This window comes from Methylobacterium durans, assembly GCF_003173715.1.
Lineage (GTDB): Bacteria > Pseudomonadota > Alphaproteobacteria > Rhizobiales > Beijerinckiaceae > Methylobacterium > Methylobacterium durans.
On sequence record NZ_CP029550.1, the window covers coordinates 4138932 to 4163735 of the forward strand.

General features: G+C 70.1%; 19 protein-coding genes and 2 pseudogenes. 12 read left to right on the forward strand and 9 right to left on the reverse strand.

Annotated elements, in window-relative coordinates:
• The first annotated feature begins 251 nt into the window (after positions 1-251).
• Positions 252-1757, forward strand: a complete 1506-nt coding sequence (locus DK389_RS18980) for a sensor histidine kinase (protein WP_418291951.1) — start codon at positions 252-254, stop codon at positions 1755-1757.
• A gap of 15 nt (positions 1758-1772) precedes the next feature.
• Here the strand turns inward: DK389_RS18980 and bioB are convergent, their stop codons facing one another.
• Positions 1773-2783, reverse strand: a complete 1011-nt coding sequence (gene bioB / locus DK389_RS18985; RefSeq protein WP_109891855.1) for a biotin synthase BioB — start codon at positions 2781-2783, stop codon at positions 1773-1775.
• Positions 2784-2873: 90 nt separating this feature from the next.
• Complete coding sequence (locus DK389_RS18990) at positions 2874-3758, reverse strand: fumarylacetoacetate hydrolase family protein (protein WP_109891857.1); 885 nt, start codon at positions 3756-3758, stop codon at positions 2874-2876.
• A gap of 396 nt (positions 3759-4154) precedes the next feature.
• Here DK389_RS18990 and DK389_RS18995 point away from each other — a divergent pair, with 396 nt between their 5' ends.
• Positions 4155-5507 carry an OmpP1/FadL family transporter gene (locus DK389_RS18995; RefSeq protein WP_109891859.1) on the forward strand — a complete coding sequence of 451 codons (1353 nt, stop codon included), beginning with the start codon at positions 4155-4157 and terminating at the stop codon, positions 5505-5507.
• A 183-nt stretch (positions 5508-5690) separates the two neighbouring features.
• On the opposite strand, the gene DK389_RS19000 is transcribed toward DK389_RS18995, so the two are convergent.
• Positions 5691-7457, reverse strand: a complete 1767-nt coding sequence (locus DK389_RS19000) for a PHA/PHB synthase family protein (RefSeq protein ID WP_109896582.1) — start codon at positions 7455-7457, stop codon at positions 5691-5693.
• A gap of 175 nt (positions 7458-7632) precedes the next feature.
• Between DK389_RS19000 and DK389_RS19005 the strand changes: the two genes are divergently transcribed.
• From DK389_RS19005 to DK389_RS19020, 4 genes are all read left to right on the forward strand, one after another.
• On the forward strand, positions 7633-7998 hold the full coding sequence (locus tag DK389_RS19005) for a hypothetical protein (protein WP_236960173.1): 366 nt from the start codon (positions 7633-7635) through the stop codon (positions 7996-7998).
• Positions 7999-8109: 111 nt separating this feature from the next.
• Entirely contained in the window at positions 8110-9327 is a 1218-nt protein-coding gene (locus tag DK389_RS19010; protein ID WP_109896584.1) for an LL-diaminopimelate aminotransferase, read from the forward strand.
• Positions 9328-9474: 147 nt separating this feature from the next.
• Positions 9475-9687, forward strand: a complete 213-nt coding sequence (locus tag DK389_RS19015) for a hypothetical protein (protein ID WP_109891861.1) — start codon at positions 9475-9477, stop codon at positions 9685-9687.
• 95 nt (positions 9688-9782) lie between these two features.
• A complete protein-coding gene (locus DK389_RS19020; RefSeq protein ID WP_109891863.1) occupies positions 9783-10130 on the forward strand; it encodes a hypothetical protein in 348 nt (115 codons plus the stop codon).
• Between the two features lie 25 nt (positions 10131-10155).
• Here the strand turns inward: DK389_RS19020 and DK389_RS19025 are convergent, their stop codons facing one another.
• Positions 10156-10497 carry a DUF3140 domain-containing protein gene (locus DK389_RS19025; RefSeq protein ID WP_109891865.1) on the reverse strand — a complete coding sequence of 114 codons (342 nt, stop codon included), beginning with the start codon at positions 10495-10497 and terminating at the stop codon, positions 10156-10158.
• Positions 10498-10654: 157 nt separating this feature from the next.
• On the opposite strand from DK389_RS19025, the gene prfB reads away from it, so the two are divergent.
• A protein-coding gene (prfB, locus tag DK389_RS19030; protein WP_109891867.1) for a peptide chain release factor 2 occupies positions 10655-11783 on the forward strand; the annotation gives its coding sequence in 2 pieces (ribosomal slippage) (positions 10655-10723 and positions 10725-11783; 1128 coding nt in all).
• Between the two features lie 4 nt (positions 11784-11787).
• Here prfB and DK389_RS19035 read toward each other — a convergent pair.
• Together DK389_RS19035 and DK389_RS19040 are read right to left on the reverse strand one after the other, a co-directional pair.
• Positions 11788-12945 carry a M23 family metallopeptidase gene (locus DK389_RS19035; protein ID WP_109891869.1) on the reverse strand — a complete coding sequence of 386 codons (1158 nt, stop codon included), beginning with the start codon at positions 12943-12945 and terminating at the stop codon, positions 11788-11790.
• 106 nt (positions 12946-13051) lie between these two features.
• Positions 13052-13519: a peroxiredoxin gene (locus DK389_RS19040; protein ID WP_109891871.1), complete on the reverse strand. Its 468-nt coding sequence runs from the start codon at positions 13517-13519 to the stop codon at positions 13052-13054.
• Between the two features lie 137 nt (positions 13520-13656).
• Between DK389_RS19040 and DK389_RS19045 the strand changes: the two genes are divergently transcribed.
• Entirely contained in the window at positions 13657-17109 is a 3453-nt protein-coding gene (locus DK389_RS19045) for a YhdP family protein (RefSeq protein WP_109891873.1), read from the forward strand.
• A gap of 5 nt (positions 17110-17114) precedes the next feature.
• Here the strand turns inward: DK389_RS19045 and tyrS are convergent, their stop codons facing one another.
• A complete protein-coding gene (tyrS, locus tag DK389_RS19050; protein WP_109891875.1) occupies positions 17115-18392 on the reverse strand; it encodes a tyrosine--tRNA ligase in 1278 nt (425 codons plus the stop codon).
• A 144-nt stretch (positions 18393-18536) separates the two neighbouring features.
• Between tyrS and DK389_RS19055 the strand changes: the two genes are divergently transcribed.
• Together DK389_RS19055 and DK389_RS19060 are read left to right on the forward strand one after the other, a co-directional pair.
• Entirely contained in the window at positions 18537-19670 is a 1134-nt protein-coding gene (locus DK389_RS19055) for an anhydro-N-acetylmuramic acid kinase (protein WP_109891877.1), read from the forward strand.
• A 10-nt stretch (positions 19671-19680) separates the two neighbouring features.
• Positions 19681-20259: pseudogene (locus DK389_RS19060) on the forward strand (DUF3578 domain-containing protein); the annotation flags it as partial.
• An 84-nt stretch (positions 20260-20343) separates the two neighbouring features.
• Here DK389_RS19060 and DK389_RS19065 read toward each other — a convergent pair.
• Positions 20344-21171, reverse strand: a pseudogene (locus tag DK389_RS19065) (EamA family transporter); the annotation flags it as partial.
• Positions 21172-21359: 188 nt separating this feature from the next.
• Here DK389_RS19065 and aroC point away from each other — a divergent pair.
• Entirely contained in the window at positions 21360-22475 is a 1116-nt protein-coding gene (gene aroC / locus DK389_RS19070; RefSeq protein ID WP_109891879.1) for a chorismate synthase, read from the forward strand.
• Positions 22476-22503: 28 nt separating this feature from the next.
• A complete protein-coding gene (gene ribB, locus DK389_RS19075) occupies positions 22504-23580 on the forward strand; it encodes a 3,4-dihydroxy-2-butanone-4-phosphate synthase (RefSeq protein WP_109896586.1) in 1077 nt (358 codons plus the stop codon).
• Between the two features lie 108 nt (positions 23581-23688).
• Here the strand turns inward: ribB and DK389_RS19080 are convergent, their stop codons facing one another.
• Positions 23689-24618, reverse strand: a complete 930-nt coding sequence (locus DK389_RS19080; RefSeq protein WP_109891881.1) for a histone deacetylase family protein — start codon at positions 24616-24618, stop codon at positions 23689-23691.
• Positions 24619-24804: the final 186 nt, after the last annotated feature.

Here is a 24804-nt window from a genome sequence, read left to right on the forward strand (position 1 = left end):
AGAAATTACTTAAAAATACCGTCAACCCTCGGTTACTAGTCACGCCGAAGCCGGTTCAGTTCTGTTGCTTTCTCGTCGAGCTTGCCTCTCGACGCCGCGCTTGCGGGCGCGTACGAAGGACAGGTCTGATCTGACATTTGTTTGCGGACGGGCGCAGTTCGATTTTCCGTAGACCGCGGCGAGGCGCGCATCTCAGGCAAACCCGGGGTGGCCGCAGGCAAGAGGGCACTCAGGATCCGATAGGGATCGAGATGGGCGTGAGTACGCGTTCGGAGACCGAGACGGCGCCGATGCTCGGCCTGCCGACGGAGGCCGTGACGGCCCCGGCGAGAGGGCTCGGGCGCCATTTCGGCCTCTCCGGACGACTGTTCCTGATCACCGTCGCCTTCGTGGCGATCGCCGAGATCCTGATCTACGTGCCGGCGGTGGCAAATTACCGCCTGACCTGGCTCTCGGACCGGATCGCCGCCGCGCAGGTGGCCGCCACCGTGCTCGACGCCGCGCCCGGCCAGCCGGTCTCCGAGGATCTCGCCCGGCGCCTGCTCGCGGGCGTCGGCGCCCGGGCGATCGTCGTGAGCGGCGGCGGCACCCGCCGCCTCCTCTCGAACGCGGCCATGCCGGAGGGCGTCGTCGAGACGGTCGACCTGCGCGACGATTCGTGGTGGGACTCGATCCACGGCTCCTGGCGAACTCTGATCGCGCCGGCCGAGGAGCCGCTGCGCGTGATCGACCAGGGGCGCGCCGGCTTCGACATGGTCGAGATCCTGATCGACGAGGCGCCGCTGCGGGCGGCGATCGTCGACTTCTCGATCCGACTGCTCCTGTCCTCGCTGATCATTGCGGCGACGGCGGCGGGCCTCGTCTTCATCGTGCTGCAGCGGGTGATCGTCGCCCCCGTGCGCCGGCTCGCACACAACATCACCGCCTTCGCCGACGACCCGGAGAGCCTGGAACGCGTGATCACGCCCTCGCGCCGAACCGACGAGATCGGCCATGCCGAGACGGCGCTCGCCAAGATGGAGCAGGCGCTGGCCGGCGAATTGCGCGAGAAGCGGCGGCTGGCCGAGCTCGGCCTCGCGGTCAGCAAGATCAACCACGAGTTGCGCAACCTCCTCACGACCGCGCAACTCCTCGTCGACCGCCTGGAAGGGGCCGCCGACCCGACCGTGCAGCGCGTGGCGCCGCGCCTCGTGGCGACGCTCGGCCGGGCGATTCGCTTCTGCGAGGCGACCCTCGCCTATGGGCGCGCCACCGAGCGCCACCCGCAGCGCCGCCTCGTCCTGCTGGAGCCGATCCTGGCCGAGCTGCCCGAACTTGCCGGCCTCTCGACGGAATCCCGCGTGAGCGTGCGCGAGCAGGTGCCGTCCGGCCTTCAGATCTGCGCGGATCCCGAGCAGCTCTCGCGGGCGTTGACGAATCTCGTTCGCAACGCCGTCCAGGCGCTCGACGCGGCGGGTGCGGGCCGCGAGGCCCCGGAGGTGCGGGTGACGGCTTCACGCCACGGCGGCGTCGGCTCAGGCTTCGTGACGATCCTCGTCTCCGACAACGGCCCCGGTCTGCCGGAGCGGGCGAAGGCCCACCTGTTCGCGCCTTTTCAAGGCTCCATGCGCGCGGGCGGCACCGGGCTCGGACTCGCCATCGCGGCTGAGCTCGTGCAGCTCAACGGCGGGACGCTGCGCCTGGACGAGGGGGTGCCCGGCGCGAGCTTCCGGATCACGGTGCCGGACTGGATCCCCGGCCCGAAGGAGCTGCACTGAGCGTGCGCCGTCCGCTCACTCGGCGGCGGCGAGTGTGATCCCGGGCACGGGCACGCCGATGTCGCGCAGCAATTCCGCGTCCGCGTCCGTCTCGTTGTTGGCGGTCGTCAGCAGGCGCTCGCCGTAGAAGATCGAGTTGGCACCGGCGAGGAAGCACAGGATCTGCGCCTCACGTGTGAGCCCACGGCGACCGGCGCTGAGGCGCACGCGGGCGCGGGGCATCACGATGCGGGCGGTGGCGCACATGCGCACGAGGTCGATCGGATCGACCGGCGCCTGGCCCTCCAGCGGCGTGCCCTCGACGGCGACGAGGGCGTTGATCGGCACGCTCTCGGGATGGGGCGCGTGGTTCGCCAGAACCTGCAGCATGGCGGCGCGGTCCTTGACGCCCTCGCCCATGCCGACGATGCCGCCGCAGCAGACGCCGATGCCGGCGTCGCGCACGTTCTCCAGCGTCCGCAGGCGATCCTCGTAGGTCCGCGTCGAGATGATGTCTCCGTAGAAGTCCGGCCCGGTATCGAGGTTGTGGTTGTAGGAGGTGAGGCCGGCCTCGGCGAGGCGCTGCGCCTGGCTCGGAGTCAGCATGCCGAGGGTGACGCAAGCCTCCATGCCGAGGCCGCGCACCCCCCGGACCATCGCCAGCACCGCGTCGAATTCCGGCCCATCCTTCGGCTGGCGCCACGCGGCGCCCATGCAGAAGCGGTGGGCCCCGGCGGCCTTGGCGGCGGCCGCCTCCTGCAGCACGGCCTCGACCGGCATCAGCCGCTCGCGGGCCAGCCCCGCCCCCTTGTGATGGGCCGATTGCGGGCAATAGGCGCAATCCTCGGGGCAGCCGCCGGTCTTGATGGACAGGAGGCTCGCCCGCTGGATGTCCGCCGGGTCGTTGTGGGCCCGGTGCACCTCGGCCGCCCGGTAGACGAGATCGAGGAGGGGCAGATCGTGGATCGCCTGGATCTCGGCCACCGTCCAATCGTGGCGGATCGCGGGGCTGGTCGGAGCGGGCAGGGGGGCGGGGGTCAGCGTCATGGGCCCCATCCAGCGGAACTTGGCCGGAAAATCAAGCGGGGCCGGCCGCAACCCGCCGCACGAGCCCACGCTTCCTCCCCTGCCGACCCGTCAGTTCGTCGGCTCGCCCGCCGCAACCTTGGCGGTCCAGTCGTCGAAGGCGACGACCTCCTGGCGCTGCTCGCCGAGACCGTCGATGCCGAGCGTGACCACGTCGCCGCTCTGCAGGTAGCGCGGCGGCCTGCGGCCGAGCCCGACGCCCGGCGGCGTGCCCGTGGTGATGATGTCGCCGGGCTCCAGCATCATGAAATGCGAGAGGTAGGCGACGATCTGGGGTACGTCGAAGATCATCGTGCCGGTCGAGCCCGTCTGCATCCGCTCGCCGTTCACGTCGAGCCAGAGGTTCAGGTTTTTGAGGTCCGGCACCTCGTCGAGGGTGACGAGCCAGGGCCCGAGGGGCCCGAAGGTCGGGCAGCCCTTGCCCTTGGTCCAGGTGCCGCCGCGATCGAACTGATATTCCCGCTCCGAGAGATCGTTGCAGACGCAGACGCCCGCCACGTAGCTCAGCGCCTCGTTGGCGTGGACGTAGGAGGCGCGGGTGCCGATCACGATGGCGAGCTCCACCTCCCAGTCGGTCTTTGCCGAGCCCTTCGGCAGGATGACGGGATCGTTCGGCCCGGACAGGCAGGACGGCGCCTTGTTGAAGACGATCGGCTCGGTCGGGATCGGCGCGCCGGTCTCCTCGGCGTGGTCCGCGTAGTTCAGGCCGATCGCGATGAAGTTGCGGGTCCCGCCGACGCACGGACCGAGGCGGGTCTCCGGGGGCAGCAGCGGCAGCGTCTCCGGATCGATCAGGCGGAGTCGGTCGAGCGCCGCCGGGGCGAGGGCCGGCCCGCAGAGGTCGCGCAGCACGCCCGAGAGGTCGCGCAACTCCCCGTCCTGATCGATCAGGCCGGGTTTCTCGTCCCCGCTCTCTCCGTGACGCACCAGCTTCATCGTCGCCGCCCTCCCAACCCGATTCAGATCCTGAGGACGGCAAGTGGGTCCCATCCGGCGCCGGTCAAGCGACCGTCATCGGATCGCCGCCGTCCCCTTGTTGCGCAAAGCACACACGGCTTGCACAAAAACGCCGAAGCCGCCGTTTTCGGACGAGTCGCCAGCACAATCGTGCAGAAGGTTTAGATGTGAACGAATCTGAATGGCGCGGGCCTGATGTTCGGCGGAGAGCGATATATTCGGTTCTCATCTGTATTCGCAAGATTTTCGCGTGTTCGTTATCGCACGCAGCGTGGGATTGCTAAGTCTCGCCGAGCAGGGCAATCTTGGTTTTAAGGCGTCGTGCCCGTTGTGGCGACGGGACAATCGAGCGTCGCAAACAAGGCTGGGACGACCATGAAGGGGAATCTGCGCGCGCTCGCTCTGGCGGGGGTATCGGGGGCGGTGCTCGCCCTCGGGGTGAGTGACGCGATGGCGGGTGCCTTCGGCATCCGCGAACAGAGCACGATTGCCGCAGGTCTCGCCGATGCGGGCGCCGCCTCCGGCGCCGGCGGCGTCTCGTCGATGTTCTGGAACCCGGCCACGGTGACGATGCGTCCCGGCTGGGTCAGCGAGCAGAACTTCACCTTCATCAACCTGTCGGGCGACATCCGCACGCAGCCGGGCACCTCCCCGGGCTTCGCGGCCCTCGGCAATTCGGGCGAGATCGGCCAGGGCGCGGTCGTGCCGTCCGGCGCCACCTCCTACCAGCTGAACGACCGTCTCTGGGTCGGCCTGCAAACCGGCGCGCCCTTCGGCCTCGTCACCAAGCCGAACCCGGTCTGGGCCGGCGAGGTCTACGCCCGCTCCAGCCGCATCTTCTCGCTGAACATCAACCCGGTGATCGGCTACAAGGTCAACGAGTGGCTCTCGGTCGCCGCCGGCCCGACCTTCGAGTACTTCAAGCTCAACCTGAAATCGGCCTTTCCCTTCAGCCCGCTGATCCCGCCGGCAAACCTGCCGACCGCGATCCTGAAGGGGGAGTCCTGGGGCGTCGGCTTCACGGCCGGCGTGCTCGTCACGCCCTGGGCCGGCACGCAGGTCGGCGTCGGCTACCGCTCCTCGGTCAATCACGGCATCGAGGGTCTGCTGCTGCTGCCGCCGATCAACCCGCTGATCGCGCCGAAGACCGCGGTGAAGGCGATCCTCGACACGCCCGACAAGGTCAGCTTCGGCATCACGCAGGCGCTGAGCCCGGTCGCGCGGGTGAATTTCGGCTTCGAGTGGGACAATTGGTCGAGGCTCGGGGTGATCCCGGTGACGTCGATCGTGACCGGCGCGGCCGTCCAAGCCCTGCCGCTCAACTATAAGGACGGGTTCACCTACTCGGTCGGCGCCGAGTACGAGTGGTCGCCGGCGCTCACGGTCCGGGCCGGCGTGTCCTACGAGCAATCGCCGATCGACTTCTCGAACCGCTCGGCCCGCCTCCCCGATGCCGATCGCATCAACCTCGCGGTCGGCGCGAGCTACCGCTGGAGCGAGAAGCTGACGCTCAACGCGGCCTACTCGCACCTCTTCGTCGATCGCGGCCGTCTCCTCGCCGGGCCGGGCCGCGACTACGACAGCCGCTACATCGCCGCGCCAGCGATCCCGATCACCTTCGCGGGCCTCGCGGAAGGCAGCGCCGACATCGTGTCGGTCGGCATTCGCTACGTCTTCGGCGAGCCGGCCGCGCCGATCGCCCCGGCGCCGCTGGTGCGCAAGTACTGACGACGAGAAACGCGGCTCAGCTCTTCCGTTCGGGGGAGATGAGCCGCGCTCGATCCATTCCGGTCGAGGCATCAGGATCCGGCAGGCCCGGATTGATGCGGGAATGGCCGGCCCATTCCGGAGACGGGGCTTCCCGCCCCTCTCAGCCCGCTCCACCAGCGGCGAATACCGGCGCCCGCCCGCTCACGCCTTCATGCGGACGTAAGTGCCGGGCGCCGGTCCCAGCGAGGGCAGGGCGTCGCCGCCGGGCTTGCGGGCTGGAACACGCTCCGGCGCCTGCTTCTCCAGCCATTCGAACCAGTAGGGCCACCACGAGCCCTTGTTCTCGGTCGCGGCCTCGATCCAATCCTCCAGCCGCCCCTTGGCGGGGCCACCCGTCCAGTAGCCGTATTTCGGTTTCGCGGGCGGGTTGACCACGCCCGCGATGTGGCCCGAGCCCGCCAGGACGTAATCGACCTTGCCGCCGAACCGGGCGGACCCCTCGAAGACCGAGCGCGCAGGCGCGATGTGGTCCTCCCGCGTGGCGAGGTTGAAGATCGGGATCTTCACCTTCTTCAGGTCGAGCCGCACGTTGCCGAGCACCATCGTCCCCTTGGAGAGGTTGTTCTCCAGATAGCAGTTGCGCAGGTAGAAGGAATGGTTGGCCGCCGGCATGCGGGTGGCGTCGGCATTCCAGTAGAGAAGGTCGAAGGCCATCGGCGCCTTGCCCTTCACGTAGTTGTTAACGACGTAGGACCAGATCAGGTCGTTCGGCCGCAGCATGTTGAAGGCGTTGGCCATGCGCGAGCCGTCTAGGTAGCCGCGCTGCTTCATGCGCGCCTCGATGCCCTGGATCTGGGCCTCGTCGGCGAAGACCTTCAGGTCGCCCGCGTGGGTGAAGTCCACCTGGGTCGTGAGAAGCGTCGCGCTGCGGATGCGCCGGTTGCCGGTCGCCGCCTGCGTGGCGAGCGTGACGGCGAGCAGCGTGCCGCCGACGCAGTAGCCCGCCGCCGCGACCTCGGTCTCGCCGGTGGCGACGCCGATCGCGTCGATCGCCGCCTCGATGCCCTCCCGCATGTAGCTCTCGAAATCCTTGTCGGCGTGCCGCTCGTCCGGGTTCACCCAGGAGATGCAGAACACCGTGAGGCCCTGCGAGACCATCCAGTTGATGAGGCTCTTCTGCGGGTTGAGATCGAGGATGTAGAACTTGTTGATCCAGGGCGGCACGATCAGGAACGGGCGCTTCAGCACGGTCTCGGTCTGCGGCGCGTACTGAATCAGCTCCATCAGGTCGTTGCGGAACACGACCTCGCCCGGGGTCACGGCGACGTTCACGCCGACCTCGAAGCCCGACGGATCGGTCTGCCGCACGCGCAACTCGCCCTTGCCCGCCTCGATGTCCTCCGCGAGCATCTTGAGGCCGCGGACGAGGTTGGCGCCGCTCTCCTCCAGCGTGTGCCGGATCAGCTCCGGGTTCGTCATCACGAAATTCGAGGGCGAGAGGGCGCCGGTGATCTGGCGGAGGTAGAATTGCGCCTTGTGCCGGGTGTGCTCGTCGATCCCCTCGGCCCGCTCGACGAGCCCCTCCGCCCAGCGCGAGGTGATGAGGTAGCTCTGCTTCAGGAAGTCGAAGACCGGGTTCGTGGACCATTCCGCGTGCGCGAAGCGGTTGTCCCTCGGCTCGGGCACGGCGATGGGCGGCGGGTTCTTGCCCTGCATCCGAAACCACGTCGTGCCCCAGAGATTGATGAAGGCCTCGCTCAGCGCCGTCTGGGCCTCGAGCGTCTTCTGCGGATCGGACAGCCACTTCTCGGCCACCGTGCCGAGCGTTTTGACCACGTCGCCGACTTCGTCGGAGCCGCCCGCCTTCGCGCCCTCTCCGTCGAGGGGCTTGAAGTAGGTGGCGGCGGTGCGGCCGAATTCCTCGACGAACAGGCTCGCATTGCGCGACAGCGCCTCGAAGTCGGGCATCTGTGCCGGCGTCTTGTGCTCCGTCACGCGCTTCTCTCTCCCTGTCGCCGCGGGTTCCGGGCCCCGCCGCACGCTCGCCCGCCGCAACTGTCCCGGGGCCTCGTTTCCGACAAATTAACGCTTCACCTCGAACTTTCGCCAGCCCGCCGGTTCTGTTTAGCGCTACAGAAAATTCATGGACTCAGCCCGACACGTCCTGCGCGCCATCGCTGTCGCCGGCGCGGCGCTGACAGCGGCCTGCTCGGCCGACACGAGTCCGCTGCGGCTCGCCGCGGCCGAGCCCAAGCCGGTGCCGGCGCCCGACTTCGTGGCCCAGTCGCGCACGAGCGGGGATTACCTGCCCGTCGGCATCTCGGCGCCGGTGCGGCCAGTGCGGGCGAAGTCGGCCGAGAGCCAGAAGGCGCTGGAGGCCGAGTTGGAAGGCGCGCGCAACCGCAACGAGGCCCGCGGACGGGCCGCGCAGGGCGCCGCCCGGGGCACCGGCACGAGCGGCGGCCACGGTGCCGGAGAGGGTGCCGGCAAGGGCACCGGTTCGGAGTGAGATTTTCAGGGTCGGCGGACGCCCCGCGAGGTGCTAGACAGGCCGATCCCGCTGTTCGATGACCCCGCACGCGCGAATCACGGGATCGCGCCGATGGACAACGCGAAGACCATGACCGACTTCCACCGCATCAAAAGACTGCCGCCCTACGTCTTCGAGCAGGTGAACCGGATCAAGGCCGCCGCCCGCGCCAACGGCGCCGACATCGTCGATCTCGGCATGGGCAATCCCGACCTCGACGCCCCGCGCCACGTCATCGCCAAGCTCGTCGAGACGGCCGGGCGCCCTCGGACGGACCGCTACTCGGCCTCGAAGGGCATTGCCGGCCTCCGCCGGGCCCAGGCGGGCTATTACCAGCGCCGCTTCGGCGTGACGCTGAACCCCGACACGCAGGTCGTCGCCACGCTCGGCTCGAAGGAGGGCTTCGCCAATATGGCGCAGGCCATCACGGCGCCCGGCGACGTGGTTCTGGTGCCGAACCCGAGCTATCCGATCCACGCCTTCGGCTTCCTGATGGCGGGCGGCGTGATCCGCTCCGTGCCGGCCGAGCCGACGCCGGCCTTCTTCCCGGCGGTCGAGAAGGCGATGCAGCACTCGATCCCGAAGCCGGTGGCCCTCGTCGTCTGCTATCCGTCGAACCCGACGGCCTACGTCGCGTCCCTCGACTTCTACCGCGACCTCGTCGCCTTCGCGAAGCGCCACGAAATCATCATCCTGTCGGATCTCGCCTACGCGGAAGTCTACTTCGACGGCGAGCCGCCGCCCTCGGTGCTGCAGGTGCCGGGCGCGATCGACTGCACGGTCGAGTTCACCTCGCTCTCGAAGACCTACTCGATGGCGGGCTGGCGGATGGGCTTCGCGGTGGGTAACGAGCGCCTGCTCGCCGCGCTCACCCGCGTGAAATCCTACCTCGATTACGGGGCCTTCACGCCGATCCAAGTGGCGGCGACCGCCGCGATCAACGGCCCGGATTCCTGCATCGCGGAGATGCGCGCGATCTACAAGAAGCGCCGCGACGTGATGGTCGAATCCTTCGCCAAGGCCGGCTGGAAGATCCCCGCGCCCTCCGCCTCGATGTTCGCCTGGGTGCCGATTCCCGACCGGTTCAAGGAACTCGGCAGCCTCGAATTCTCGAAGCTCCTCGTCGAGAAGGCGGACACCGCGGTGGCGCCGGGCATCGGCTTCGGCGAGCACGGCGACGAGTACGTGCGCATCGCCCTCGTCGAGAACGAGCAGCGGATCCGGCAGGCCGCGCGCAACGTTCGGCGCTTCCTCGAGACCTCGGACCGCACGCTGCACAACGTGGTGCCGATGGCCAAGGCCGTCTGACCGGACCCTCCTCCCGCCTGCTGGATGTTGCGGCGGGGCGACAGGCGGCGGCAAAGCGGAGCCGTACGGTCATCGGCGCTTGTCAGGCGGCCTCCCCGCCCGCAAGGCTCGGGGCGATTGTCTCGATGCCCGCGTTCCGAGGGTTGCATGCGCCGCCTGAACCTGCTCGCCGCCCTCCTGCTCACCGGCGCCGCCGGCGCCTGTGCGCCAAATCCGATCATCGCCCGCGATCCGGTGCCCGCGCCGGGTCCCGAGGTCGGCTACGTCTGCGATTCGCGGCCGCTCGTGCTCAACGCCTTCGACACGAAGTGCGACCCCGTCGCCCGCGAGCCGCAGGTGGTCCTGCGCTCGAAGGGCTGAAGGCCGAGCCGGAGCGGACGAACAAGGCAGATCGGGCTAGGCTCGTCGGCTCCGGGGCCGCGAGCCGGCCCCGGCACCCGTGTTGGAGACCCTGCGTGACGATCTTCCGCCCTCTCATCGCCGCGTGCCTCCTCGGCCTGCCCCTCGCGCTCCCGCTGAATGCGGCCGCGCAGGGCGTGCCGTCCTATTACATGGGTGGCGAGGGCCCGACGGTGCTCCAGCCCGACCCGGACACGGGGCGGCCGATCCCGCCCCCGTGGCGCCCGGATCTGCTGGCGGTGCCGGCCGTGCCGGTGCCGCACGTGATGAACGGCGGCGGCTTCGGCCTGACCGGCAACGCCTACTACAACGACAGCGACAGCGAGGGGCGCCTCGGCGGACGCCGCCACCCCCGCGTCTTCGTCCTCGTACCGGCGCCCGTGCCGCCGCTCGTGGCGCGCTGAGCGCCCTCGGCCCGATCCGGAGCGATCACGTCTTCAGCGGGTCGTGACCCCAGTTCATCAGGGACATCCGCCAGGGTGAGTCCGGGTCCTGCCGCGCCTTGCCTCCTTGGGCGAGATGGCGATGGACGTAGGAGACGACCTTGCGCATGTGTGCGTAATCGTCTTCGCTGAGGTCGGTCTTCCTCTTGTCCTTGATCGCCAGGATGCGCCGGCCCTCCTTGTGGCCGGTCGATTCGCCGCCGTCCGTCTTCTGCCCGACCGCCTGACTCTCCTCGCTGTCGAGGTGCTTGCGGAGTGCGGCCGGCGTCATGTTCACGGCCTCGTTGAACTCCGCCCAGGTCTTGTCGTCGTCCTCCGACTTCGCCATCGCGCACGCGCTCACTTCCGATTGCAAACCTGCCTATCAACGCGTGGCCGCGAGCAGGTTCCAGAGGGGGCGCGTCCGCGGGGCCGGCGCCGTTTACAGGGCGCCGCCGGGCCGGTATCAGGCCCCTCCACCATCCGCACCACGAGTGAACCCCTAGATGCGCGCCGAGATCGAGCAAGCCTCGGATGCCGCCAAGCAGTCGATCGGACTGCTGAGGAGGCATCTTTGACTGGGATACCGTCGAGAAACGCCTCGCCGAACTGAACGCGGCGTCCGAGGACCCGGAACTCTGGAACGATGCCGAGGCCGCGCAGAAGGTGATGCGCGACCGCACCCAACTCGACGAGGCCGTCTCCTCCATCAAACGGCTGGAGCAGGATCTCGATGACGCCCATACCCTGATCGAGCTCGGCGAGGCCGAGGACGATCAGGCCACGATCGAGGAGGGGGAGCGGGCGGTCCGCGCCGTCGAGGCCGAGGCCGCGCGGCGCCAGATCGAGAGCCTGCTCTCGGGCGAGGCCGACGGCTTCGACACCTATCTCGAAGTCCATTCGGGCGCTGGCGGCACTGAGAGCCAGGACTGGGCCAACATGCTCCAGCGCATGTACGCCCGCTGGGCGGAGCGCCGGAAGTACAAGGTCGAGATCGTCGAGTGGTCCGACGGCGAGGAGGCCGGCATCAAGGGCGCCACGCTCCTGATCAAGGGCCACAACGCCTACGGCTGGCTCAAGACCGAGTCCGGCGTGCACCGCCTCGTGCGGATCTCGCCCTACGATTCGAGCGCACGGCGCCACACCAGCTTCGCCAGCGTCTGGGTCTACCCGGTCATCGACGACCGGATCGAGATCGAGATCAAGGAATCTGATTGCCGGATCGACACCTACCGCTCGTCCGGTGCCGGCGGCCAGCACGTGAACACCACCGACTCGGCGGTGCGCATCACGCACATCCCGACCGGTATCGTGGTGGCCTGTCAGCAGGAGCGCTCGCAGCACAAGAACCGGGCCACCGCCTGGAACATGCTGCGCGCGCGCCTCTACGAGGCCGAATTGAAGAAGCGGGAGGAGAAGGCCAACGCCGAGGCCGCCGCCAAGACGGATATCGGCTGGGGCCACCAGATCCGGAGCTACGTGCTGCAGCCCTACCAGCTCGTGAAGGATCTGCGCACCGGCACACAATCGACGAGTCCCGACGACGTGCTCGACGGCGAGCTCGATCCGTTCATGGAATCCTCCCTGGCCCAGCGCGTCTACGGCGGCGCCGAAGCCGTGGAGGACATCGACTGACGGTTCAGCGACCGCTGAACTGCCACGCGTCGAGGGCGGCGCCGGCCCTGAGGAAACGCTGCGGATCGACGGGCTCCCCGTCGATCCGTGTCTCGTAATGCAGGTGGCTGCCCGTCGAGCGGCCGGTCGAGCCGACCCGGCCGACGATGTCGCCGGCCCGGACCCACTGACCGGGGCTGACCGCGAGCCGCGCCAGATGGGCGTAGCGGGTGACGACGCCATGCCCGTGGTCGATCTCGACCATGTTGCCGTAGCCGCCGGCCGTCTCGGCGGCGGTGACCCGCCCCGGCGCGGTCGCGCGGGCGGGTTCCCCGTACTCCGCCTTCAGGTCGAGTCCGGTGTGGAGCGCCAGCCCGCGCGTGAACGGGTCGAGACGCGTGCCGAAGCCGCTCGACAGGCTGAATTCCCCAAGGATCGGGCGTCGAAGCGGCAGATCCGCCGCAACCCGGCGCAGGCGCTCCTCATCGCCCCGCGCTCGCTGGGCCTGTGCGAGCGCCAGGGCGAAGGGATCGCCGCTCACGGGAACGAGGGGCCCGCCGAGGCCCGGCTTGGGCTGGTCGAACCGGTTCGGATCGAGACCGGTCCGGGCGACGAGGCTGCGCAGGCGCTCGGTGCCGCGCCCGGCCCGCGCCGCGAGGCGCCCGAGACTCAGCGCCTGGACCTGCCCGAACCTGTCGAGGGCGCGCTCCACGGCGGCCAGCCGCGACCCCGTCTCGCGGGCGGATCGTCGGCCGGGTGGTCCCTCGCCGGTACGCAGTTCGAGCCCCGGTGAAACCGGCTCCGGCAATGCGCCAATCGGCGACGGGTCAGCGCCCGACTCCGACCCGGCGACACCGACGAGGTCGGCGATCGCCGCCTGACGACGCTCGAGGCCGGCTTGGCGCTCGACGAGGGCGGAGAGGCGTGCCTCGACCCCGTCGCGGTCGAGGCTGCGCTGGGTCGTGCTCCGGTCGAGACTTGCCTGGAGGTCGGTGATGCGCGCCTCGTAGGCGGCCTGCATCGCGGCCTGGCGCGCGACGAAGCGGGCGAGAACCTCGTCGTGGAAGACGAGGACGTAGGTGGCACCCGCGGCCCAGAGCGTCGCGAGGAGGAGCGCGATGCCGAGCGCGAGATGCCCGGCACGCAGGGGCGTCGGCGTCGTGGCCCGGAAGGGGAATGGCATCGGGACCGACCCGTGAGACGAGCCGGAATTAAGCGGGGATCAAGGTTAACGAACCGCGAAGGTCTGAGAGAAGGAACCTACCCGCCCGGTGAGCGAGCGCCCGGCCTCAACCGAGATCGCGAGCCGCCTGCAGCACCGCGTCGGCGTGGCCGGGCACCTTCACCTTCGGCCAGATCCGGCTGATGCGGCCCTCGCGGTCGAGGAGCATCGTGGTGCGCTCGACGCCCATGTATTTGCGGCCGTACATGCTCTTCTCGACCCAGACGCCGTAGGCTTCGAGCATGGTCTTGGTCTCGTCCGAAGCGATCGAGAAGGTCAGGCCGTATTTCGCCCGAAACCGGTCGTGGCTCTTCACCGGATCCGGCGAGACCCCGATCACCCGCGTGTCTGCCGCCGCGAACGCGTCGAGCAACGCGTTGAAGCCCTGCGCCTCAAGGGTGCACCCGCTCGTGTCGTCCTTCGGATAGAAGTAGAGCACGATCTTGTGACCTTTGAGGTCTTGGAGGCGAATGTCCTCGCCGCCGGCGCCCGGCAGAGTGAAATCGGGGGCGGGATTGCCGGTTTCGAGGGCCATCGTGCCTTCCTTTCGGCCGATTATGGGTGTCCGGTGGGGAACGCCATCCGCGAGACGCCGAAGAGGCGGCCACGAAACACGGATGTCCCTCGATCTCTAGGCCGAGCGGGCAAGCCGATCCAGCGGTCAAGGTTCGAATGGTTGAGGATACGGCCCAGGGACTTCGACCGAAGCCGCCGGCCCGTGGCTGGGGCGGCGTGTGCCTCCTCACCGCGCTCTCCCTCGTCTTCGTCCTCGGCCTCGGAATCGGCGTCGCCCTGCTGCGTCTGACCTACGGCCCCTTGCGGATCGACGGCCTCTCCTCCCAGGTCGCCTCCGCGATCGCCGACCGGATCGGGCCCGGCTGGACCATCACCCTGCGCGACTCGGCGCTCGAGCTCGACAGCGAGCGTTCGCTGGCACTGCGCGTCGCCGGCCTCGACATCCGCAACCCGCAGGGCGCGCTGGTCGTGCGGGCGCCGCTCGCCGTCGTCAGCCTCGACACCTGGAGCCTGATGCGTCTGGCGGTGCAGCCGCGCTCAATCGAGTTTCGGGACCTGCAGATGACGGCGCTCGTCCACCGGGACGGCTCGATCGCCTTCGCGGCCTCGGAGCCCGCCCATCCTGGCGAGGCCAAGCCCCACACGCTGCCGAGCGTCGACCCGGCCCGCGGCACGGTGTCGCCGATCTCGGCGGCGGTCGCCTCGATCTTCGGCGTGGTGCTCGATTCCGCCGGGATCGTCGGCGCCCTCGACCGGGCGCGCATCACCAATGCCCGCCTCACCCTCGTCGACGACGATGCCCGCGAGCGCGCGGTCTTCGAGCGCGTCAACGGCCTGTTCGGCCGCGACGCCGCGCAGGAGGCGCGCATCTTCGAACTGCGCATCGACGGGCCGCACGGCGAGTGGCGCTTCGGCGGCAACCTGCGTGAGGCGGGCGGCACGAAGCGCACCGGCATCATCACCCTCGACGATCTCCCGGTGACGGACCTGCTGCTGCTCTCGGGCCAGTCGCGCCTGCCGATCACCACCGACCTGAAGCTCTCGGCCAAGGCCGACGTCGCCCTCGACGGGGGCCGCATCGAGGCCATGAAGGCGACCCTGCGCACCAGCGACGGCAGCTTCCTGATCGAAGAGAAGGATTTCAACCCGGTCACGATCGAGACCCTGCAGGCGAGCGCCAGCTGGGACGAGGCGAACCGCGCGCTGAAGCTCGACGCGCTCGACTATGCGGGCGCCGGCAACGCCGTGCGTCTCACCGGCGCCTGGACCGAGAGCCCGCCCGGCGCCGACACGGCCTGGACGGCGACCGTGTCCGGCCGCGACGCCGTGCTGCGCGGCGCGAGCGCCGCCGACAAGCCCGTGCGGATCGCAACCCTCGACGCCCGCCTCTCGGGCCGGTCCGGCGGCATCGCGATCGACGACCTCGCGATGGCGGGCGAGACCTTTGGCGGCCGAATCACGGGCACGATCGGCACGAGCGGAGACGACGACGGGCTGACGCTGCATGTGACGGCCTCGAACGCAGACGTACGCACCGCCCTGCGGCTGTGGCCGGAGCATATCGCGCCCCCGACCCGCAATTACCTGTCGGACGAGCTGAGGGGCGGCCGGGTCGACAGCGTGGACATCACGGTGGACATGTCCGCGGCCGAACTCGCCGCAGCCACCAAGGGCGACCCGATGCCCGACAACGCGGTGCGGATCGCCTTCGGCGTCTCGGACGCCACGCTCAACGTCTCGGCGGACGCGCCGCCCCTGACGAAGGGCCGGGTCAGCGGCGTGATCACGGGTCGCACAACCACGATCCGCGGCGTCACCGCCGACATCCGTGTGAGCGACGGGCGCAGCCTCGCCATCACGGACGGGAGCTTCGTGATCCCCGAGATCACGCCGGACAAGGTGGTGGCGCAGATCGGCTTCCACCTCGGCGGCGGCGCCGACGCGCTGGCGGCCCTCCTCCAGACCAAGATGTTCCGGAGCCTCACCAATTCCGACCTCGACCCGGCGACGGTGCGCGGCAACGCCGATCTGCGCGTCGACTTCCCGCTGAACCTCAAGCACCTGCCCGACCTCGTCGACCTGCCTGTGACCCTGAGCGGGACGCTCACCGATCTCACGGTCGACAAGGTGTTCGGCAAGGAGAAGCTGGAGAACGGCAAGTTCGCGGTGGGCTACGATCGCGGCGGCTTCTCCCTCAAGGGCGACGGCCGCATCGTCGGGTCGCCCATCACCGTCGATCTGCGCCAGCCGAAGGCCGGCGGCGTCGGCGAGGTCCTGGTGAGCCTGACCCTCGACGAGGCCCTGCGGGTGCGCAAGGGGCTGCCGGGCGCGCCCCAGCTCACCGGGCCGATCGCCGTCCGGGCAGTGGTGCCGCTCGGCCGGACGGGGCCCGGCAAGAGCCCGGTTCGGGTCGAGGCCGACCTCTCACGCGCCGGTATCGACGGACTGGTGCCGGGCTTCGTGAAGCCCGCCGGCAAGCCCGGGCGCCTGTCCTTCAACCTGATCGACAATGGGCCGGAGCGCCCGACCGACCTGCGGGACATCGTCCTCGACGCGGCCCCGGCGAGCGCCCGCGGCACCGCGACCTTGAGCGCGGATGGCGGGATCGAGCGGGCGGACTTCACGACACTCAAGCTCTCGCCCGGCGACGAGATGCGCGTCAGCGTCGAGCGCGGCGGGGGTGGCTACCGCCTCAGCGTGAAGGGAGCGGTCGCCGACGCGCGGCCCTTCCTGCGCTCGCTGACGGGGCCCGATACCAAGACGCCGAAGGATGCGAGCCCGAAGGAGATCGAGGCTGATCTCGCCCTCAACATCCTGACGGGGTTCAACGAGGAGGCGCTGACGAACGCGAGCCTCAAGCTCTCGCTTCGCGGGCGTGAGGTGCGGCAGGCGAGCTTCCAGGGCCGCTTCCGCTCGGCGCCCTTCACCGCCAACATCGCCCGCGGCGAGCGCGGAGCACCGGTGCTCAACGTCGATTCGGCCGATGCGGGCGCGACGCTGCGCTTCGTCGACATCTACCGCCGGATGTATGGCGGCCGCCTCCTCCTCAACGTGTCGATGAATGACGGTCCGCAGGCCGGAGCGGTCAACGTCCGCAACTTCGCCCTGCGCAACGAGCCGGCCCTGTCGAGCATCATGGCGCAGGGACCGGCGAGCAGCGAGGTCACGGATACCCGCGGGCGCCGCCGCGTCGTGCAGGGCCAGGGCAGCGAGGTCACCTTCGACAGGATGCGGGCGAACTTCGTGCGCACCGGCAGCCGGGTCGATTTCACGGACGCGGCGATCTCAAACGCGGCGATGGGCTTCACGCTCAGCGGCTACCTCGACACGGGACGCGAGCGCACCGACATCAACGGCACCTTCGTGCCGCTCTACGGGCTCAACAACGTGGTGGCGCAGGTGCCCCTGTTCGGCCCACTGCTCGCGGGCGGCCACAACGAGGGGCTGTTCGCGGTGAATTTTCGCGTGGCCGGCAAGCTCGGCGCGCCCGACGTGAGCGTGAACCCCCTCTCGGCGGTGGCGCCGGGCTTCCTGCGCAAGCTCTTCAGCGCCGGCGGCGGGCCCGACGCCTTCGCGGACGGCGTCCAGGCCGCGCCGATGGAGCGCTAAGGCGCTCAGCCCACCCGCAGCAGGACGTGCTTCTTCCGCCCGAACGAGAGCTTGATCACGCCGTCGCCCGTGAGGTCGCTCTCGCGCAGCACCGCGCGCTCGTCGGTGACGGCGACGTCGTTCACCCGCAGGCCGCCATTCTTGATCTGGCGGCGGGCCTCGCTCGTCGAGGGCACGAGCTTGGCGTGCTCCGGCCCGAAGGCGGTGAGGACGCCGAGGCCGGCCGCGAGGAGATCCCGCGAGACGGCGACGGTCGGCAGATCGGCGGCGAGGCTGCCCTCCACGAAGGTCTTGCGCGCGGTCTCGGCCGCGGCGTCCGCCGCCTCGCGCCCGTGCATGAGGGCGGTCGCCTCGGTGGCGAGCACCTTCTTGGCCTCGTTGATCTCGGCGCCGGCGAGCGCGGAGAGCCGCGCAATCTCGTCCATCGGCAGGAGGGTGAAGAGCTTGAGGAAGCGGGCGACGTCGGCATCCTCGGTGTTCCGCCAGAACTGCCAGTAATCGTAGGGCGAGAGAAACCCGGCATCGAGCCAGACGGCGCCGGCGGCGGTCTTGCCCATCTTGGCGCCCGACGCCGTCGTCAGCAGCGGGCAGGTCAGCCCGTAGAGCTGCGGCGTACCGAGCCGGCGGCCGAGGTCGATGCCGTTGACGATGTTGCCCCACTGGTCCGAGCCGCCCATCTGCAGGATGCAGCCGTAGCGGCGGTTCAGCTCCACGAAATCGTAGGACTGGAGGATCATGTAGTTGAACTCCAGGAACGAGAGTTCCTGGTCGCGCTCCAGCCGCATCCGCACGCTGTCCATCGACATCATGCGGTTGACCGAGAAGTGCCGCCCGATATCGCGCAGCATCTCGATGTAGTTGAGCTTCGTCAGCCACTCCGCGTTGTCCACCATGCGGGCGCCGTTGCCGTCCTCGCCGAAGCTGAGGAAGCGCGAGAAGGTCTTCTTGATGCCTTCCTTGTTCTCCTCGATCTGCTCCAGCGTCAGGATCTTGCGGGCCTCGTCGCGCCCCGAGGGGTCGCCGACGCGGGTGGTGCCCCCGCCCATCAGCGCGATCGGCCTGCCGCCGGTGGCCTGCAGCCAGTGCAGCATCATGATCGAGAGCAGGTGGCCGACATGGAGCGAGGCCGCCGTGCAATCGTATCCCACATAGGTCGTGAGCCGCCCCTCCCGGGCCGCCGCATCGATGCCGGCGAGGTCCGAGGCCTGGTGGATGTAGCCGCGCTCGGTGAGGATCCGCAGGAAGTCGGATTTCGGGCTGAATTCGTCGGGGGCGGTGGTCATGGCGCGGTCGGATCTCGATGGGTACCGGGTGCGAGGCGTCGCGGGCGGGACAGGATCGCGGCCCGCGTGCTAGCTCCTGCGCTTCGGCACGGATGGCCGCGCTCTTAGCAGGGCGGCCCGGGAAAGGCACGGGGGCGGGACGGCATGGCGATGATGCGCGCGATCGGGCTGATGAGCGGCACCTCCCTCGACGGCGTCGACGTCGCGCTCATCGAGACGGACGGCGAACGGGTCAACGTCGTCAAGGGCCACAACAACTTCCTGGAGCCGCTCGGCCCGACGGGCTACCGCGGCTACGCCGATGAGGAGAAGGCGCTCCTGCGCGCCGCCACCAAGGATGCGGAGAGCGTGGTGGCACCGGAGGACCGCCCGGGCTGCCTGCCGGAGGCGGAAGCTTTCGTCACGCGGGCTCATGCCGAGGCGGTGGAGCAATTCCTCGCGGAGAACGGTCTCTCGACCGCCGACATCGACGTCATCGGCTTCCACGGGCAGACCGTGATCCACCGGCCCGACCACCGCATCAGCATCCAGATCGGCGACGGGCAGGCGCTGGCGCGCCGGCTCGGCATTCCGGTCGTCTCGGACCTGCGACGCGCCGACATCGAGGCGGGTGGGCAGGGGGCGCCGCTCGTCCCGATCTTCCACAAGGCGCTCGCCGAGGCTTCGGGTTTCGAAGGGCCCTTCGGCATCCTCAACATCGGCGGCGTGGCGAACGCGACCCTGATCGACGCGAAGGGCGGTATCATCGCCTTCGACACCGGGCCCGGCAACGCGCTCATCGACGAGTGGATGCAGGAGCGCGAGAATAAGAACCTCGACGACGGCGGCCGCACCGCCGCTCGCGGCCGGCCGGACGAGTCGCTCCTCGCCTGGCTCCTGATGCACCCGTTCTTCGTGAGGAAGCCCCCGAAATCGCTCGACCGGAACTGGTTCTCGCACAAGCTCGCCGGCCAGCTCTCGACCGAGGACGGGGCGGCGACGCTCACCGCCTTCACCGCTCGGGCGGTGGCGCGCGCGCTGGACCACGCCCCGGAGGTCCCGACCCGCTGGATCGTGGCCGGCGGCGGCGCCCGCAACGGCGAGTTGGTGCGCCTCCTGCACTACCATCTGCGCACCGAGATCACGACCGCCGACGCGATCGGCTGGTCCTCGGCCTATCTCGAGGCGCAGGCCTTCGCCCATCTTGCGGTGCGCTCCCTGAAGGGGCTGCCCATCACCTTCCCGTCGACCACGGGCGTGCGCGAGGCGATCAGCGGGGGCGTGCTGGCGCAGCCGTGACGCGGCGCCGGTGAGCCTCGGCCACGCCCTCGCGCGGATCGTCGCGGAATACCCGGAGGCGCGGCTCGACCCGGCGGCGAACCATCCCCTGGGCGCCGTCATCCGCAAGGGCGCCCCGGACGAGTTGCGCCGCGCCCTCGGGCCGGAGGCGGGGCTTGTCGTGCGGGGCAGCGCCGGGCGCGGCCCGCGCTGGGCCGCCGTGCCCTGGATCGCGGCGCTCGATCCGGCCGTCACCACGAGTCCGACCCGCGGCTACTACCTCGTCTACCTGTTCCCGGCGGATGCCGATTCCGTGCATCTCGCCCTCGTCCAGGGCACGGTCGCGGCTCTGCGAGAGCACGGGGCCGGCGCACCGGCGGCCTTGCGCGCCTCGGGCGAGCGGCTGCGGCGGGTGCTCGCGGATTTCACCGGGCGCCTGCCGGTCCGGGAGATCCGCCTCGGCGGCGGCAGCGCGCTCTCCGACGGCTACGAGGCAGCCCATATTCTCGGCCTGCGCTACGGGATCGGCGAGCTCGCGGACGAGCGGCGGCTGCGGCGCGACCTCGAAGCGGCGCTCGCCGCCTACCGGGCGCTCAGGGCGCGCGGGGGCTCGCGGCGGTGCCGGGATGAGGCGCGCGCGATCCTTCGCGGGATGAGCGCGCCGCTGCTTTCGGGCACCCAGAACGTTGATCGCGATCCCCAGCAGGATCAGGGCGGCGCCGGCCGCCTCGACCGGGCCGAACGGCTCGCCGAGGAGGAGGCTCGTGCTGGAGATGCCGACCACCGGCACCAGCAGGGCGAAGGGCGTCACCGTCGCGGCCGGATAGCGGCTGAGGAGCCGGTTCCAGAGGGCGAAGGCGAGGATCGTGGTCGGGTAGGCGATGAACAGGATCGCCGCAAGGGTCCGCGCGTCGGCGCGGGCCAAGCCGCCCGCGATGGCGGCCGGCCCCTCGAAGACGAGCGACAGGGCGACGAGGGGCGGGCTCGCCGCGAGGCTGCCCCAGACCATCAGGGCGAGCATGTCGATGCGGCCGGCGGCCTTCACGATGATGTTGGCGGTCGCCCAGGCGAGCGCCGCGCCGAGCACGAGGAGGAGCGGCGTGAGGAGCGCGTGCTGCGCCTTCCACACCCCGATGATCCCGACGCCGAGCGCCGCGACGAGGGCTCCGACGATCTGCAGCGCGGTCGGCCGCTCGCCGAACACCGCGAAGGCGAGGCCGATCGTGAAGAAGACCTGGACCTGGATGATCAGGGAGGACAGGCCCGCCGGCATCCCGATGGCGATCGCGAGGAAGAGCAGGCCGAACTGGACGACGCCGAGGGAGAATCCGAAGGCAACGACGGTGCGGGCCGGCGCCCGCGGCGGCCGCACCAGCAGGACGCCCGGAACGGCGGCGAGCAGGAAGCGGAGCGCCGTGAGCAGCAGGGGCGGCAGCGTCTCGAGCCCGACCTTGATCGCCACGAAATTGAGGCCGAGCAGGGTCACGACCAGGAGGGCCGTCAGAACATCCCGCAACGCCATCCCGAAACGCTCCCGATCCCGAACCCCTGCGAGGGACCTGCCCCATCCCTACGCCGGACGTCGAGAGACGGTTTCGCCGATCGGCGCGGGCGTGTCCGCTCGGGTTCCCGGTACGCATCCGGAGCAGGGCGGCCCGTCTTCCGATCGGATTTGTGGGCCGCGCGATCCCGCGCTAGAGCGGGCGAGCCATGTCCCACAACACGTTCGGCCATCTCTTCCGCGTCACCACCTTCGGCGAGAGCCACGGGGTCGCCCTCGGCTGCGTGGTGGACGGCTGCCCGCCCGGCCTGCCGCTGGAGGCTGCGGAGATCCAGGCCGAGCTCGACCGGCGCAAGCCCGGCCAGTCCCGCTTCACCACGCAGCGGCGGGAGCCCGATCAGGTCAAGATCCTGTCCGGCGTTTTCGCCGACGACCGAACCGGCGGGCGCCAGCTCACCACGGGCACGCCGATCGCCCTGATGATCGAGAACACCGACCAGCGCTCGAAGGATTATTCGGAGATTCGCGACGGCTACCGGCCGGGTCACGCCGACTATACCTACGACGCCAAGTACGGCATCCGCGACTATCGCGGCGGCGGGCGCTCCTCGGCCCGCGAGACCGCGGCGCGGGTCGCGGCCGGGGCCATCGCCCGCAAGGTGCTGCCCGGCGGCGTGGTGATCCGCGCCGCCCTCGTGCAGATGGGCCCGCACGCGATCGACCGGGGGAACTGGGACTGGGAGGAGGTCGCCCGCAACCCGTTCTTCTGCCCCGATCCGAAGGCCGCCGCGGCCTACGAGACCTATCTCGACGGCATCCGCAAGGACGGCTCGTCGGTCGGGGCGGTGATCGAGGTGGTGGCCGAGGGCGTGCCCGCGGGCCTCGGCGCGCCCGTCTACGGCAAGCTCGACGCGGACCTTGCCGCGGCCATGATGTCGATCAACGCGGTCAAGGGCGTCGAGATCGGGGACGGCTTCGCCTCTGCGGCCCTGCGGGGCGAGGAGAATGCCGACGAGATGCGCGCCTCGAACGACGGCCGCCCGACCTTCCTCGCCAACCACGCGGGCGGCATCCTCGGCGGCATCTCGTCCGGCCAGCCGATCGTCTGCCGCTTCGCCGTGAAGCCAACCTCGTCCATCCTCACGCCGCGCCGCTCGGTGACCCGCGACAACCGCGACATCGACCTCGTCACCAAGGGCCGCCACGACCCCTGCGTCGGCATCCGCGCCGTGCCGGTGGCTGAGGCGATGATGGCCTGCGTCCTGGCCGATCACTACCTGCGCCACCGGGGGCAGGTGGGCGGCGAGACCGGCGAGCGCCGCTGAGCCGCCCGTTTGAGAGAAGAGCTTGTTCGTGCCCCATACCAGCGTCACCGAAGCCATTGAGGCGTTCAGCCGCGGCGAGATCGTCGTCGTCACCGACGATGACGACCGCGAGAACGAGGGCGACCTCGTCGTCGCGGCCTCCCTCTGTACGCCGGAGAAGATGGCCTTCATCATCCGCAACACCTGCGGCATCGTCTGCGCGCCCATCACGCAAGGGGAGGCGCGCCGCCTGCGCCTCGACCCGATGGTGGCCTCGAACGACGCGCCGCTGGGCACCGCCTTCACCGTCACGGTGGACGTGAAGCACGGCCTCACCACCGGCATCTCGGCCGAGCAGCGCTGCAACACCGTGCGGGCGCTCGCCAACGGCAACATGGGCGCCTCGGATTTCGTTCGGCCGGGCCACGTCTTCCCGCTCATCGCCCGGGACGGCGGCGTGCTGATGCGCTCCGGCCATACGGAGGCGGCGGTCGATCTCTGCCGGCTCGCCGACCTGCCGCCTGTCGGCGTGATCTGCGAGCTCGCCAACGACGACGGTACCGTGATGAAGGGGCCGCAGATCGAGGATTTCGCCGAGCGCCACGCCCTCAAGCGCGTCTCGGTGGCCGACCTGATCGCCTACCGGCAGGCCCGCGACAAGCTGGTCGAGCGGGTGGGGAGCTTCCCCGTCCGGACCGAGTTCGGCGAGATGACGGGCTACGCCTACACCACGCCCTTCGAGTCGATCCAGCAATTCGCCTTCGTGCACGGGCGCATCGGCGACGGGCGCGACCTTCTGGTGCGGCTCCACCGCTCGAACGTCGTCGCCGACGTGATCGAGGGTGGCAAGCTGATCGAGAGCGTGATGGCCCGCTTCGCCCGCGAGGGACGGGGCGTCCTCGTCTACCTGCGCGACGGCACGGCGGGCGTGCCGCTCTCGCGCTTCGCGGAGGAGGGGACGGAGGCGCAGCGCGTGCGCCAGTGGCGCGAGGTGGGGCTCGGCGCCCAGATCCTGCGCGACCTCGGCGTGGTCTCGATCCGCAACCTGTCCGCGTCGTCGCGCGCCTATGTCGGCCTGTCGGGTTTCGGAATCGAGATGCTCGGTGAGGAGCCGCTGGACGGCTAGAGCATTTTCCGCGGGGGTGGTTGCCGGTTCCGCGAAAGAAAAGGCGGCCTTATCAATGAGCTGGAGCATGTCCCGTGATCCGATGATCACGGGACATGCTCCAGCGGGTCAGCGCCCGAGCAGCGCGTCCACATGCGCGGCGGCCGAGCGCGCCAGACCTTCCAGGCTGTAACCGCCCTCCAGCACCGAGACGATCCGGCCGCCCGCGTGGCGGTCGGCGAGGTCCATCAGCTTGCGCGTCGCCCAGGCGAAATCGGCATCGTCGAGGCGCAGGTTCGCGAGCGGGTCGAGCCGGTGGGCGTCGAAGCCCGCCGAGATGATGAGGATGTCCGGCCGGAACGCCTCCAGCCGCGGCAGGATGCCCGCCTCGAACGCCTCGCGGAACACCGCGCCGTCGTCGTTGGGGCGCAGCGGCACGTTCACGATCGTGTCCCGCGTGCCCCGTTCCGAGGCCGCGCCGGTGCCCGGAAACAGCGGCATCTGGTGCGTCGAGGCGTACATGACGCTGGCATCGTCCCAGAAGATGTCCTGGCTGCCGTTGCCGTGGTGCACGTCCCAATCGACGATCGCGACGCGCTCGGCGCCGTGCGCCCTCTGCGCGTGGCGCGCCGCGATCGCCGCGTGGTTGAACAGGCAGAAGCCCATCGCGGTGGCGCGCTCGGCGTGGTGGCCCGGCGGGCGCATGGCCACGAAGGCGTTGGCGCACTCGCCCGCCATCACCGCGTCGACCGCGTGCACCGCGCCGCCGACGGCGCGGAGCGCCGCCTCCAGGGTGCCCGGCGACATCAGCGTGTCGGAATCGATCTGGACGTAGCCACTCGCGGGCGAGGCCGCCACGATCGCCTCCACGTAGGCGGCCGGATGGACGAGGGTCGCGACCTCGGGCTCCGCCTTCGGGGCGAGGCCGCGCACGAGGCCGGCGAAGCGCTCGTCCTCGAGCGCCCGCTCGATGGCACGGATCCGGTCCGGCCGCTCGGGATGCCCCTCAGGAATCGCGTGGTCGAGGGCCGCCGGATGGCTCATGTACAGGGTGCTCACGCGGATCCTCCCGGCGGCCGTTCCCGGCAAACCGCTCGCGACGCGTCGCTGCCGGACGCGGGTCGACTGTGGCATGGAACGGTCGGCGCGAGCTACGAGGAACGCGCGCCGGCAAGATTCGCGAAAGGCTGCTTCGTGAGCACGCTTTAACCTGAACGCCAGTTCAGACTTGCCCGTTAACCGCGA

Bases quoted from the DNA above. Each gene is read 5' to 3' on its own strand.
- DK389_RS19040 (WP_109891871.1), bottom strand. From the start codon at position 13,519: ATGGCCCTCGAAACCGGCAATCCCGCCCCCGATTTCACTCTGCCGGGC.
- DK389_RS19045 (WP_109891873.1), top strand. From the start codon at position 13,657: ATGGTTGAGGATACGGCCCAGGGACTTCGACCGAAGCCGCCGGCCCGT.
- DK389_RS19055 (WP_109891877.1), top strand. From the start codon at position 18,537: ATGGCGATGATGCGCGCGATCGGGCTGATGAGCGGCACCTCCCTCGAC.
- tyrS (WP_109891875.1), bottom strand. From the start codon at position 18,392: ATGACCACCGCCCCCGACGAATTCAGCCCGAAATCCGACTTCCTGCGG.
- DK389_RS18995 (WP_109891859.1), top strand. From the start codon at position 4,155: ATGAAGGGGAATCTGCGCGCGCTCGCTCTGGCGGGGGTATCGGGGGCG.
- DK389_RS19025 (WP_109891865.1), bottom strand. From the start codon at position 10,497: ATGGCGAAGTCGGAGGACGACGACAAGACCTGGGCGGAGTTCAACGAG.
- DK389_RS19010 (WP_109896584.1), top strand. From the start codon at position 8,110: ATGACCGACTTCCACCGCATCAAAAGACTGCCGCCCTACGTCTTCGAG.
- DK389_RS19000 (WP_109896582.1), bottom strand. From the start codon at position 7,457: ATGCCCGACTTCGAGGCGCTGTCGCGCAATGCGAGCCTGTTCGTCGAG.
- DK389_RS19015 (WP_109891861.1), top strand. From the start codon at position 9,475: ATGCGCCGCCTGAACCTGCTCGCCGCCCTCCTGCTCACCGGCGCCGCC.
- bioB (WP_109891855.1), bottom strand. From the start codon at position 2,783: ATGACGCTGACCCCCGCCCCCCTGCCCGCTCCGACCAGCCCCGCGATC.
- DK389_RS19005 (WP_236960173.1), top strand. From the start codon at position 7,633: ATGGACTCAGCCCGACACGTCCTGCGCGCCATCGCTGTCGCCGGCGCG.
- DK389_RS18990 (WP_109891857.1), bottom strand. From the start codon at position 3,758: ATGAAGCTGGTGCGTCACGGAGAGAGCGGGGACGAGAAACCCGGCCTG.
- DK389_RS18980 (WP_418291951.1), top strand. From the start codon at position 252: ATGGGCGTGAGTACGCGTTCGGAGACCGAGACGGCGCCGATGCTCGGC.
- DK389_RS19035 (WP_109891869.1), bottom strand. From the start codon at position 12,945: ATGCCATTCCCCTTCCGGGCCACGACGCCGACGCCCCTGCGTGCCGGG.
- aroC (WP_109891879.1), top strand. From the start codon at position 21,360: ATGTCCCACAACACGTTCGGCCATCTCTTCCGCGTCACCACCTTCGGC.